Raw genomic sequence first — 11,205 nt, forward strand, 5'->3', positions numbered from 1 at the left:
AGTTCTCCTCTCGGACGGGGCGGTCGTCGGTGAAACAGGAACCCCCGAGCGCGACCAAGGGAATCCCCGTTCCTTCAGGGCGGGGACGAAGTCAACGGTTGGGCTTGTCGTCGGAGCCGGTCGACCAGTTGGTTGGCTTGTCGGCGGCTGGTGAGTGAGATGAGCCGGACGTGCGGCCCGTGTTCTCGAATGAGGTTCTGGACGCGGGGCCGCATAGCGCGTCGGTAGCCGAGGATGTAGCGGACAAAGTTCCAGGTGATCCGGTCGTATACGCCGTCGGTCTGATGTTGGCCGCCCTGGTAGCGGCGGCGTCGCTGGGCGATGCCCCAGAGGCAGGTGGCGGCGGGGAGGTCGAGGAAGATCACGGTGTCGGCGGCGGCGAGCCGGATCGGCAGGGTGCCGGCGTAGTCGCCTTCGATGATCCAGCGTTCGCCGGTGACGAGTTTTTCCTGCTTGGCGGCGAACTCGTGTTGCGGGAGTGGGTTCCACTGTTCGTCGTAGTAGATCGCGTCGAGGTGAGTCAGCGGCGCGTCGAGGACCTGGGCGAGTTGCCGGGCGATCGTCGACTTGCCGCTGCCGCCACAGCCGATGATGGCGATCCTGTCCATGGACCCTCAAGAGTAGGGGCCGAGTTGGGCGGAGAGCTGGAACCGGGCGAGGCGCTCGTCTCGCTTGGCCTGGCCGGCTGCCAGCCCTGCGGCGGTGGGTGCTTGCCGACCTGCGGTCGGTGATGGTGGACTGGTCGCCCGAGGATCCATCGTGCCGCGAGGGAGCCCGATGACCGACAAACAGGACCGCGACGAGATCTTCATCGAGTACACCAAGTCGATCTGCCCGGTGTGCAAGGTCGTCGTCGACGCCCAGGTCAACATCCGCGACGATAAGGTCTACCTGCGGAAACGCTGCCGTGAGCACGGGCAGTTCGAGGCGTTGGTCTACGGCGACGCGCAGATGTACCTCGACTCGGCCCGGTTCAACAAGCCCGGCACGATCCCGCTGATGTTCCAGACCGACGTGGTCGACGGCTGCCCCAGCGACTGCGGGCTCTGCCCCGAGCACAAACAGCACGCCTGCCTCGGCATCATTGAGGTCAACACCGGCTGCAACCTGGACTGCCCGATCTGCTTCGCCGACTCCGGCCACCAGCCCGACGGCTACTCGATCACCCTCGACCAGTGCGAACGGATGCTCGACACGTTCGTCGCCGCCGAAGGCGAACCCGAAGTGGTGATGTTCTCCGGCGGGGAACCCACCATCCACAAGCAGATTCTGGAGTTCGTGGACGCCGCCCAGGCCCGGCCGATCAAGGCGGTCAACCTCAACACCAACGGCATCCGGCTCGCTTCCGACAAGCGGTTCGTCGCCGAACTCGGCCGGCGGCACAGCCCGGACCGGGCGATCAACATCTACCTGCAGTTCGACGGCTTCGACGAGCGCACCCACCAGGCGATCCGCGGCCGTGACCTGCGCGAGATCAAGCGGCGGGCGCTGGACAACTGCGCCGACGCCGGGCTGACCGTCACCCTGGTCGCCGCAGTCGAGCGCGGGCTCAACGACCACGAACTCGGCGCGATCATCGAGTACGGGCTGGCGCATCCCGCCGTACGGTCGGTGTCGTTCCAGCCGGTCACCCACGCTGGACGGCACGTCGAGTTCGACCCGTTGCACCGGCTGACCAACTCCGACATCATCCACGGCATCGTGGCGCAGCGCCCTGACTGGTTCACCGCGTCGGACTTCTTCCCGGTGCCGTGCTGCTTCCCGACCTGCCGGTCCATCACCTACCTGCTGAGCGAGGGCACCCCTGGCGAGCCCGGCTTCGGGGTGGTGCCGATCCCACGGCTGCTCAACGTCGCCGACTACCTCGACTACGTCGCCAACCGGGTGCTGCCGGACCTGGCGATCCGCGAGGCGTTGGAGAAGCTGTGGTCGGCGTCGGCGTTCATGGGCACCGGGACCACCAGCGAGCAGCTGGCGGCCGCCGCGACGGCGCTGGACTGCGCCGACGCCTGCGGAATCAACCTGCCGGCAGCGATCGCCGACATCACCGACCGGGCCTTCATGATCGTCATTCAGGACTTCCAGGACCCGTACACGCTCAACGTCAAACAGCTGATGAAATGCTGCGTCGAAGAAATCACCCCGGACGGACGGATGATCCCGTTTTGCGCGTACAACTCGGTCGGCTACCGGGAACAGGTCCGCGAGCAGCTGTCCGGGGTCGCGGTGGCCGACGTGGTGCCCAACGCGCTGCCGCTGCAGCCGGTGCTCACCGATTCGCCGTACGGATCGAAGGTGGCCCGGCCCGGTGGACGCACCGGCACCGGCCGAATCGCCCCGGACACCACCAACGTCGGCCGGCGGGTCCGGTGACCGGCCCCACCGGTCCGGTGGACGGCCCCGCTGTGGCCGCTGAGGCGAGGACCGAGGCGAAGGCGTGCTGCGCCGCCGCGTACGGCTCCGACGTCGTCGCGTTGCTGCTCGGCGAGTCGTACCACCCGGGCGGTCTGGCGTTGACCCGGCGGCTCGCCGACCGGCTCGCGCTGCGTCCCGGCGCGGCGGTGCTCGACGTGGCCAGCGGGCGCGGCGCCACCGCGTTGCTGCTGGCCCAGTCGTACAAAGCCGATGTCACCGGCGTCGACCTGTCGGCGGCCAACGTCTCCGCCGCGACGCAGGCGGCTGCCGCGACCGTGACGGCCGGTGCCCGCGGATCGGTGCGGTTTCGGCTCGGCGACGCCGAGCGGCTGCCGGTGCCGGACGCGGCCTTCGATGCGGTGGTCTGCGAATGCGCCTTCTGCACCTTCCCCGACAAGGTCACCGCCGCCGTCGAGTTCGCCCGGGTGCTGCGGCCCGGTGGGCGGCTCGGCCTCACCGACGTCACCGTCGACCAGGCCCGGCTGCCGGCCGAACTCGCCGGGCTCGGCGGCTGGATCGCCTGCGTCGCCGACGCCCGCCCGCTGGCCGAGTACGCCGACCTGCTGGCCGCCGCCGGGCTGCGGGTGACGTACACGCAACGCCACGACGCCGCGGTCGCCGCCATGCTGGAGCAGATCGAGGCCCGGCTGACGCTGGTCCGGATGACCGCCCGCGACCGGGCCGAGGCGGCCGGGCTGGACTTCACCCGGGCCCCGGCGGTGCTGGCCGCCGCCCGGGCGGCGATCGCCGAGCAGATCATCGGGTACGGCCTGCTGGTGGCGGCCAGACCGTGACCGGCGGACACGACCTGGTGGTGATCGGCGGCGGTGCGGCCGGTCTCGGTGCGGCCCGCGCCGCCGCCGGCGCCGGTGCCCGGGTGCTGCTGGTCACCGACGGGCCGCCCGGCGGCGACTGCACGTTCACCGGCTGCGTCCCGTCGAAGACGCTGATCGAGGCGGCCGGTCGGGGACTGCCGTTCGACGACGCCGTACGACGGATGCGATCGGTGATCGCGCGGATCGCCGCCACCGAGGACGCCGCCGCGCTGCACGCCGAGGGCATCGAGGTCCGCCGGGGTCGGGCCCGGTTCGTCGCGCCGGGGCGGATCGACGTCGACGGCACCGTGCTGACCGCCCGCCGCTACATCGTCGCCACCGGGGCCGCCCCGGCGGTCCCGTCGGTGCCCGGGCTGACCGAGGTCCCGTACCTGACCACCGAGACGGTCTTCGACCTCGCCGCGGCACCCGGGTCGCTGATCGTGCTCGGCGGCGGCCCGGTCGGCTGCGAACTCGCCCAGGCGTACGCCCGGTTCGGCACCCGGGTGACCGTCGTCGAGGTCGCCGACCGGCTGCTGCCCGGCCACGAGCCGGCGGTCTCGACGGTGATCGCCGACGTGTTCGCCCGCGAAGGGATCACGCTGTGCCTGGGCGCGCAGGTCGTCGAAGCGGGCGAACACGTCGGCGGCGTGGCGCTGCGGCTGGCCGGCGGCAACCAGGTCCATGGCGACCGGCTGTTGGTCGCGACGGGCCGCCGGCCGACCACCGACGGGCTCGACCTGCCGTCCGCCGGGATCGCCGTCGACGACCGGGGGCACGTGGTCACCGACGACCGCCTCGCCACGACCGCGCCCGGTGGGTACGCCGCAGGGGACGTCACCGGCCGGATGCCGGTCACCCACGCCGCGTTCGCCATGGGGCGGATCGCCGCCGGCAACGCGCTGTCGCGTCGGCGGCAGCGCTACGATCCGTCCGCCACGCCGTGGGTGGTCTTCACCGACCCCGAGGTGGCCCGGGTCGGGCTGACCGAGGCACAGTCGGTCGGCCGGGGCGGCCGGGTGGCGTACCTGCCGATGACGGAGATGGACCGGGCGGTCACCGCCGACGCGACCGACGGGTTCGTCACCCTGGTCGCCGGGCCGCGCCGGCTGCTGGGCAATCTCGGCGGCGGCCGGATCCTCGGGGCGACCGTCGTCGCCGGGCGGGCCGGCGAGATGATCCACGAACCGGCGCTGGCGATGGCCACCGGCATGTTCGCCGGTCGCCTCGCCCAGGCCACCCACGCCTACCCCACCTGGTCGTACGGGATTCAGCTGGCCGCCGCCCAGTTCGTCACGGCCATCGGCGGCCGGCGGGCCCGCCCCGCGCGGGCGGCCGGGTGATCAGCGCGTACGCCGCGTCGCGGCCGGGCAGGCCGGCGATGCCACCGACCGGTGCGGTGCCCGCCCCGGACACCACCAGCCCGGGCAGCGGGGTGCGGTGGCCGGCAAGGTCCGGGGTCGGACGCAGTATCGCCAGCTGGTCCAGGCTGATGTCCAGATGCATCGGGTGCGCGCCCGGCCAGCGCAGTTGCCGGGCCATGTCGGCCGGGGTGTGCGTCACCCGGTCGACGACGCTGGCGGCGAACCCGGGTGCCCGCGCCTCGACGGCGGCGATCATCCGGTCGGCGAACTCCTCCCGGGCGGCGTCCCAACCGCCCCGCACCTCGTACGGGGCGCATGGGCAGGCCAGGTAGACAGTGTGCCGGCCGGGCGGGGTGAGGCTGTCGTCCAGCGCCGACGGCGTGAACGCGTATGTCGGCACCGGGTCGTCCGGCAGATGACCGGCCTCGGCCTGGGCGAATCCGGCGGACAGCGAGTCGAGGCTGTCGACGTAGGACTGCAGTCCGTTCCAGTCGCCGGGCCGGGCCTGCGGGTAGCCGGGCAGCCCGGTCGTGGCCAGCAGGACCAGGCCCTGTACGGCGTTCCCGCGCCCGGCGGCCCGCAGCCGGTCGGCGACCGGGCCGGTCAGCGGTGGATCCAGCAGGTCGAGCAGGGCGGTGCGCGGGTCGATGGCGGTGAGCACCGCGTCGGCGGTGATCCGCGTACCGTCGGCCAGCTCGACCCCGGCGACCCGGTCGGTGCCGGGCCCGGTGCGCAGAATCCGGGCCACCGGCGAGTGCACCCGCCAACTGCCGCCGTAGCTGGCCAGCCGGGTGGCGAGCGCGTCGGTCAACGCCTGCGACCCGCCGACCGGATGCCACTGACCGACCTGGTGGTAGAACGCCTGCCAGAACGCGAAGGTGGCCCCGCCGATCTGCTGTGGCGACGCGGAGGCGTGCGCGGCGAACGCCGCCACCGGTGCCCGGACCAGCTCGGTGTCGAACTGTTCCCGCAGCACCCGCCCGTACGGTGCCAGCAGGGTACGGGCCAGCCCGACCGGCCCGCCGTTGCGGGCGACCGCCAGGCCACCCGCTGCGAGCAGGCTCGGCATCCGCCGTAGTCGCTGCGTCACGCCGGTGCCGGGGTCCAGCATGGTCCGCATCGCGGAGACGATCGGCCAAGCCTGGCGCATCCAGGCCGCGTACCGCCGCGCGGCCCGCCGGTCGACCTCGGCGATCGACTCGACGGTGGCCGCGACGCTGCGGTGGAACCGGACGATCGTGCCGTCGCGGAACGCCGCGACGGAGAACGGGTCCATCTCGCGGTATACCAGCCCGGCGTCACGCAGCCGCAAATCCTCGACGATGCCGGTGGCGTTGATGATGTTGTGCGCCGCGGAGTGGGTGTTGAAATGGTGACCCGGCAGCAGTTCTTCGGTCCGGGCACCGCCGCCCAGCTTGTCGGACTGCTCCAGCACCTGCGTCCGCCAGCCGCTGCGGGCCAGGTAGCAGGCGGCGACCAAACCGTTGTGGCCGCCGCCGACCACGACGACCCGGCGGGCGCGCCGCTGCCGGACCCTCATGCCGAGCGGCCGCGGAGGTGCCGCCACGCCCGGGTGGCTTCCGGCACGGTGAGCACCGCCGCCGCAGTCGTCGCGGCGGCGGCCAGGGTGCACCAGCTGCAGATTCGGCGGTGCCGGCTGAGCTGTTCGGCGAACAGCCAGGCCCCGGCGGCCGCGTCACCGGCCGCCTTGCCGGCAGCGAGCAGCGGCCGCCACGGCTGGCGGGTCGCCCGCTCGGCGTCGCCCGTCCCGATCAGGGCGAGGGTGACGCCGGCGTTGGCCAGCGCGAGGGCGGTATCCGGGGTGTGTCCGGCGGCGTACGCCTCGCCGCTGGCGTCCACCCGGTCGGCGTCCAGCCAGGGCAGCGCCGGCTCCGGCAGGTGCCGCACCAGGCCGTACTGGTAGGTGGCGACCACCGCGTAGGCGCCGGCCGCGAGCAGGGTCAGCCCGGCCGACCACCGCCGTCGCCGCAGCGTCGGCGTGTCGGCCAGGCGTAGGTCGTCGCTGATCCGCTCGGCTGCCCGGTCCGGCGTCCGGCCGACGCCGGTGGGTCGGCCCCGAATCCGCTCGGCGGGCTGTCCCTGTCGTCTCATCCGGTCGGCTACCCTTCTCGCGGCGGACCACACGGGTGGATGGCTGCGGAGACGGGTCGGAGCCGGTCGGCATGGATCGAGCCGGCCCGCTATCCTGGGGTGGCCCGGGTGTCGGCCCACTCGGGTTTGTCCGGTTCGCCCCGCTTCGCGAGCCGGCGACCGTGATGAGAGGACTGACCACTGCCATGCCGATCGAGTTCGCCTACGTATTGATCGTTTTGCTGGTGATTACGAGCGTCATACTCACCATGCTGATCCTGCTGCACAAGGGCAAGGGCGGCGGCATGTCCAGCATGTTCGGTGGTGGCGTGAGCACCAGCCTGGCCGGATCCTCGGTGGCCGAGAAGAACCTCGACCGCTACACCGTGCTGACCGGCATCGTGTGGTTCGCCTGCATCGTCGGCTTCGGCCTGTGGCTGAAGGTCGCGATGAGTACGGGTGTGTGATCCGTCGCATCTCGTCGTAAGATTTTGCGCGGCCTGTTGATACGGGTCGCGCATTTCTTTTCGGTACGCCCGCTTCACCGGCGTCGCACCACCGCCTCGTGCCGGTGGTGACATCCCCTCCCCGACGACAGGAGCGACAAACATGGCGAGTGCAAACACGATCCGGGGCAGCCGGGTCGGTGCCAGCCCGGCCCGGCCCACCGAGCGGGCCGAACCCGCACCCCGCCGACAGGCCACCTACTGGTGCGCCAACGCGCACGCGGTGGAGATCAGTCTCGCCGTGGACGCGGCGGCCCCGGAAACCTGGGAGTGCCCGCGCTGCGGGCTGCCCGCCGGGCAGGACCGGCACAATCCGCCGGCCCGGCCACGGACCGAGCCGTTCAAGTCGCACCTGGCGTACGTGAAGGAGCGCCGCAGCGACGCCGACGCCGAGGCGATCCTCGCCGAGGCGCTCGCGGCGGTCCGCGCCCGACGCGGCGAGTCCTGACCGGCTGCCTACCCCCACTCCCGACGCACCGGAGGCTGACCCGGCTCATTACGCCCGGGATCGGCCTCGACCGAGCGAATCCCTTCGTCGGACACCAGTATCCCGCTGCCGTCCGTCAGGCGAGGGTTGCGTCGCCACCGCAGCATGGGGTCAGTCGGCGGCGGGTACCAGCACTGTTGTGCCTGACCAGTTGATGTTCTCGTTGCGGATGTGGTGCCACGGTTCGCCGTCCTCGTCGAGGCCGGTCAGTTCGGCGAGGTAGTGGCCGAAGCCGTACCCGCCGGCCCGCAGGGTGGCGACCGCCCACGGGTGGAGCTGGTCGGCGACGCGCTCCGGGTGGCGCTGGTCGAACGGGACCTCGATGACGCCGAGCAGGTCGTAGCGTTCGTCGGTGCCACCGGGGTCAACCACCCGGCACAGCGAGAATCCGTACCGTTCACGCTGCTCACCGTCCACCCATGCCAGTTGTCCGGCCACAGTGTCCTCCTTGATCATTGTTCGGATGCTGAGGTGAACGAAGCATCGCGCTAAAACTCGCTTATATCAACCCATTGTGTTGTTCATGATCACCTGGTGTGATGTCGTGGTCACCATCCAATCGCGAGGGAGGTCACCGATGGCACGTGCACCGAGGACCCGTAAGGCACCCGCCAACCCCGCCATGTCGCCGACCGTGCAGGCCATGGAGCTCGGCATCCGGCTACGCGAGCGCCGAGAGGAGCTCGGCATGACCGCCGTCGGCGTCGGCCGCAGCAGCGGCATCACCCAGGCGTACGTCTCCGGAGTGGAGATCGGCAAGGTCAAACTCCCCGCCGACCGGCTCGCCCAGCTCGTCAAGATCTACGAGATCGACGACCAGGAGGCCGCCGAGCTGGAGGCGCTGCGGGTCGGCGCGATGGCCCGCGCCTGGTGGCACACGTACAAGCAGCTCTTCCCGGCCGAGTTCCTGCGCTTCCTCGGCTACGAGGCCGGTGCCGACCACGTCCGCACCTACCAGAGCGAACTGATCGACGGCCTGTTGCAGACCGAGGCGTACGCCCGCGCGATCCTGCGCGGTGGCAACACCTACGTCCGGCTCACCGAGACCGAGCAACGCATCGAGGTACGGATGGCCCGGCAGCGCCGGCTCGCCGAGGACCCGCCGTTGCGGATCACCGCGATCTTCGGTGAGGGTGCGATCCGCCAGCAGGTCGGCGGCCCCGAAGTGATGCGCGCCCAGCTGGATCACCTGGCCGACCTGATGACCCGCCATCCGGAGCAGATCCGGGTGCACATCATCCCGTACTCGGCCGGCGCCTACCCGGCGCTCGGAGCGCCGTTCCAGATCCTGTCGTTCCCGTCGACCCGGGTGCCGGACCTGGTCTGGCAGGAGGTGCTGACCTCCAGCGACATCATCGACCAGTCCAGCCGGGTCGCCGACTACACGATCACCTTCGGGGAGACCCTGGAGCGGGCGTTAAGCTTCGAGGAGTCCCTCGCCCTGATTCGCCAGGTCGCCCAGGAGATGACATGACCGAGCACACCCCCGCACGCGGCTGGTACACGTCCTCCCGCAGCGCGAACAACGCCGCCTGCGTCGAGGTCCGCCTCGGTGCCGACACCATCGGCGTACGCGACTCCAAGGACCGCGGCGGCCCAGCGCTCGCCTTCGACCCGGCCGCCTGGACCGGCTTCCTCACCACCATCAAGGCCACCGACCCTCACTGAACTGCGGTGAGCGCGGCCACCAGCGGATCGGGCCTTGCGGTTCCGGCGCAGCTGGCGGTATCCCACGCCACGTACTTCGGCGAGGCAGGACGGGCCTGGATCGCGGCGCTGCCGCAGCTGACCACGGCCATCATGGACAGCTGGGGGCTGCGTCGCGACGGGCCATCGAGCTGCGGCGCGATCGCCCTGGTGCTGCCCGTCGTGCAGGCCGACGGGTCACCGGCGATGCTGGAGCTGCAGCCGATCGACGAGGAGACCGTCGGTGAGCCGGCGGCGCTGCGGGCCTGGGGCGGCGACGGCGCGGTACGCCTCCTGCGGCACGACGCGAGCTCCGGCACGATGCTGCTGGAACGACTCGATGCCGACCGTACCCTGGCAGTCGTCCCCGACGACCTGGCCGCGTTACGGATCCTCAGCCAGCTGCTCGCCCGGCTGACCTCGGTGGTCGCCCCGCCCGACATACGCCGCCTCGCCGATGTCGCCGCCGGGATGCTCGACCGGGTGCCGCAGGCGCTGGTACGGCTACCCGCCGCAGACCATCCGCTGGTCCGGCGGTGCGCGGCGGCTGTCGAGGAGCTGCTGCCGGAGGCCGGTGACCGGCTGCTGCACTGGGATCTGCACTACGACAACGTCCTCGCGTCCCGGACCGAGTCGGCCGGGTCCGCCCCGGCCGCGTCCGGCGCTCGGGAGCCGTGGCTTGCGATCGACCCGAAACCACTCGCCGGAGACCCTGCGTTCGAGCTGCTTCCCGCCCTGCACAACCGGTGGAACGACGTGGTCGTCACTGGCGACGTGCCCCGTGCGGTCCGCAGACGCTTCGACCTGATGACCGAGATGCTGGGTGTCGACCGGCAACGGGCGGTCGGTTGGATGCTCGGCCGAGTACTGCAGAACCTGCTCTGGGAGTCCGGAGCCGGCGGCCCGGCGTGGCACAGCACGCCCGACCGAGCCATCGCCCACGCCCTACTGCGCGAGGGCTGACCGGAGGGCCCGTCCGTCCGCCGACTGGGGCTGATCGGATGCGTGTGGTCTGACAGGCTGTCGGCGTGTCGGGTCGATGGCGCGTAGTGGACCACGTTGGGCGCGGTGCGCCCGGTCAGCAGGTCGAGTGGAACAGGCCGCCCACCGGCCGCGTCGCGGCCATCTCGTTGTAGTGCTGCACCGCTTGCGTCGTCTCGGCGACGTACGGCGTGATGCCGTGCCGGTCGAGAAGCTCAAGTGTGCGCGGGTCGATCTGAAGCTGGAGCTGCATCCCACGGGACAGGACGATCGCGGTCGCGCCGTTGCGCAGCAGTTCCTCGACGTCCTCCGGTTGAATCCCTGGGCTGTGCCGGGTCTCGGTCTCGGACCAGTCCCAGGCCCGGCCGCCGCCTGGGTAGAGCATGAAGTCCTTGCCGGTTCCGAGGCCTTCGACGTCCATCTGTCCCCACGAGATCTCCAACACCCTGGGGGAGGGCTGCGCGGCGTCGGTCATCACGATCTCCGTTCTAGCCGTCGCGGCCTGCCGACAGGGATTCGGCTGCCGCGCGGTTTCGCGTAACGGGCACGAGCCGGCTCTGCGGTGATCTCGATCTCGACTCGCGCCACGGTGAACACCGATGGTCCTCCAGCGCCTCCTGGTCCGCCAGTAGCGAGATGCTCACACCAGCGGCGGTCGGTCGATGAGCTCGACGAACATGATGAGCTCGTCAAGCACATCGAGAACGAGCATCCCTGATCGGTCGGGACTCTAAACCGATGTTCCGGTGACCCGGCCTTAGCCTCGATCCACCGACGCGGTTGCCGCTGTATGTTGGTTGATCATTTCTGTGTTGGGTGGTGCGGCGGGCGTGAGGGAGTCGCCGATCACGTGATCGGCT

Annotated in this window: 13 protein-coding genes; 8 read left to right on the forward strand and 5 right to left on the reverse strand. The window is 71.2% G+C overall.

What is annotated here, in order from left to right:
- Positions 1-74 precede the first annotated feature (74 nt).
- Positions 75-608: a topology modulation protein gene (locus ACFHWS_RS27880; RefSeq protein WP_416569510.1), complete on the reverse strand. Its 534-nt coding sequence runs from the start codon at positions 606-608 to the stop codon at positions 75-77.
- A 169-nt stretch (positions 609-777) separates the two neighbouring features.
- Between ACFHWS_RS27880 and ACFHWS_RS27885 the strand changes: the two genes are divergently transcribed.
- The 3 genes from ACFHWS_RS27885 to ACFHWS_RS27895 are packed head-to-tail and all read left to right on the forward strand — an operon-like array spanning position 778 to position 4,573.
- On the forward strand, positions 778-2,373 hold the full coding sequence (locus ACFHWS_RS27885; RefSeq protein ID WP_416569511.1) for a radical SAM protein: 1,596 nt from the start codon (positions 778-780) through the stop codon (positions 2,371-2,373).
- Between the two features lie 32 nt (positions 2,374-2,405).
- Entirely contained in the window at positions 2,406-3,209 is an 804-nt protein-coding gene (locus ACFHWS_RS27890; RefSeq protein ID WP_416569517.1) for a class I SAM-dependent methyltransferase, read from the forward strand.
- Positions 3,206-4,573, forward strand: coding sequence for a dihydrolipoyl dehydrogenase family protein (locus ACFHWS_RS27895; RefSeq protein WP_416569512.1), 1,368 nt, complete (start codon positions 3,206-3,208; stop codon positions 4,571-4,573). Before ACFHWS_RS27890 ends, ACFHWS_RS27895 begins: the two co-directional genes overlap by 4 nt.
- Here the strand turns inward: ACFHWS_RS27895 and ACFHWS_RS27900 are convergent.
- Positions 4,524-6,134, reverse strand: coding sequence for a phytoene desaturase family protein (locus ACFHWS_RS27900; protein ID WP_416569513.1), 1,611 nt, complete (start codon positions 6,132-6,134; stop codon positions 4,524-4,526). The two genes, ACFHWS_RS27895 and ACFHWS_RS27900, sit on opposite strands and share 50 nt — an antisense overlap.
- Positions 6,131-6,706, reverse strand: coding sequence for a vitamin K epoxide reductase family protein (locus ACFHWS_RS27905; RefSeq protein ID WP_416569514.1), 576 nt, complete (start codon positions 6,704-6,706; stop codon positions 6,131-6,133). Before ACFHWS_RS27905 ends, ACFHWS_RS27900 begins: the two co-directional genes overlap by 4 nt.
- Positions 6,707-6,891: 185 nt before the next feature.
- On the opposite strand from ACFHWS_RS27905, the gene secG reads away from it, so the two are divergent.
- Complete coding sequence (gene secG, locus ACFHWS_RS27910; protein WP_416554813.1) at positions 6,892-7,152, forward strand: preprotein translocase subunit SecG; 261 nt, start codon at positions 6,892-6,894, stop codon at positions 7,150-7,152.
- A 142-nt stretch (positions 7,153-7,294) separates the two neighbouring features.
- Complete coding sequence (locus ACFHWS_RS27915; protein ID WP_416554815.1) at positions 7,295-7,639, forward strand: RNA polymerase-binding protein RbpA; 345 nt, start codon at positions 7,295-7,297, stop codon at positions 7,637-7,639.
- 150 nt (positions 7,640-7,789) lie between these two features.
- Here the strand turns inward: ACFHWS_RS27915 and ACFHWS_RS27920 are convergent, their stop codons facing one another.
- On the reverse strand, positions 7,790-8,134 hold the full coding sequence (locus ACFHWS_RS27920; protein WP_416554817.1) for a hypothetical protein: 345 nt from the start codon (positions 8,132-8,134) through the stop codon (positions 7,790-7,792).
- 121 nt (positions 8,135-8,255) lie between these two features.
- Between ACFHWS_RS27920 and ACFHWS_RS27925 the strand changes: the two genes are divergently transcribed.
- Genes ACFHWS_RS27925 through ACFHWS_RS27935 form a run of 3 tightly spaced genes read left to right on the forward strand, consistent with a single transcriptional unit; the run spans position 8,256 to position 10,327 of the window.
- Positions 8,256-9,152 carry a helix-turn-helix domain-containing protein gene (locus tag ACFHWS_RS27925; protein WP_416554819.1) on the forward strand — a complete coding sequence of 299 codons (897 nt, stop codon included), beginning with the start codon at positions 8,256-8,258 and terminating at the stop codon, positions 9,150-9,152.
- Entirely contained in the window at positions 9,149-9,346 is a 198-nt protein-coding gene (locus ACFHWS_RS27930; protein ID WP_416554821.1) for a DUF397 domain-containing protein, read from the forward strand. Before ACFHWS_RS27925 ends, ACFHWS_RS27930 begins: the two co-directional genes overlap by 4 nt.
- A 6-nt stretch (positions 9,347-9,352) precedes the next feature.
- Complete coding sequence (locus ACFHWS_RS27935) at positions 9,353-10,327, forward strand: aminoglycoside phosphotransferase family protein (RefSeq protein ID WP_416569515.1); 975 nt, start codon at positions 9,353-9,355, stop codon at positions 10,325-10,327.
- Positions 10,328-10,442: 115 nt separating this feature from the next.
- Here the strand turns inward: ACFHWS_RS27935 and ACFHWS_RS27940 are convergent, their stop codons facing one another.
- Positions 10,443-10,820, reverse strand: a complete 378-nt coding sequence (locus tag ACFHWS_RS27940; RefSeq protein WP_416569516.1) for an Mth938-like domain-containing protein — start codon at positions 10,818-10,820, stop codon at positions 10,443-10,445.
- Positions 10,821-11,205 lie beyond the last annotated feature (385 nt).

Origin of the sequence: Micromonospora sp. LOL_013, assembly GCF_048060315.1 — a bacterium.
Taxonomy (GTDB): domain Bacteria; phylum Actinomycetota; class Actinomycetes; order Mycobacteriales; family Micromonosporaceae; genus Micromonospora_E.

Excerpts from the sequence above, each read along its gene's own strand:
- ACFHWS_RS27930 (WP_416554821.1), top strand. The coding sequence starts at position 9,149 with ATGACCGAGCACACCCCCGCACGCGGCTGGTACACGTCCTCCCGCAGC.
- ACFHWS_RS27885 (WP_416569511.1), top strand. The coding sequence starts at position 778 with ATGACCGACAAACAGGACCGCGACGAGATCTTCATCGAGTACACCAAG.
- secG (WP_416554813.1), top strand. The coding sequence starts at position 6,892 with ATGCCGATCGAGTTCGCCTACGTATTGATCGTTTTGCTGGTGATTACG.
- ACFHWS_RS27915 (WP_416554815.1), top strand. The coding sequence starts at position 7,295 with ATGGCGAGTGCAAACACGATCCGGGGCAGCCGGGTCGGTGCCAGCCCG.
- ACFHWS_RS27880 (WP_416569510.1), bottom strand. The coding sequence starts at position 608 with ATGGACAGGATCGCCATCATCGGCTGTGGCGGCAGCGGCAAGTCGACG.
- ACFHWS_RS27920 (WP_416554817.1), bottom strand. The coding sequence starts at position 8,134 with ATGATCAAGGAGGACACTGTGGCCGGACAACTGGCATGGGTGGACGGT.
- ACFHWS_RS27925 (WP_416554819.1), top strand. The coding sequence starts at position 8,256 with ATGGCACGTGCACCGAGGACCCGTAAGGCACCCGCCAACCCCGCCATG.
- ACFHWS_RS27940 (WP_416569516.1), bottom strand. The coding sequence starts at position 10,820 with ATGACCGACGCCGCGCAGCCCTCCCCCAGGGTGTTGGAGATCTCGTGG.
- ACFHWS_RS27900 (WP_416569513.1), bottom strand. The coding sequence starts at position 6,134 with ATGAGGGTCCGGCAGCGGCGCGCCCGCCGGGTCGTCGTGGTCGGCGGC.
- ACFHWS_RS27905 (WP_416569514.1), bottom strand. The coding sequence starts at position 6,706 with ATGAGACGACAGGGACAGCCCGCCGAGCGGATTCGGGGCCGACCCACC.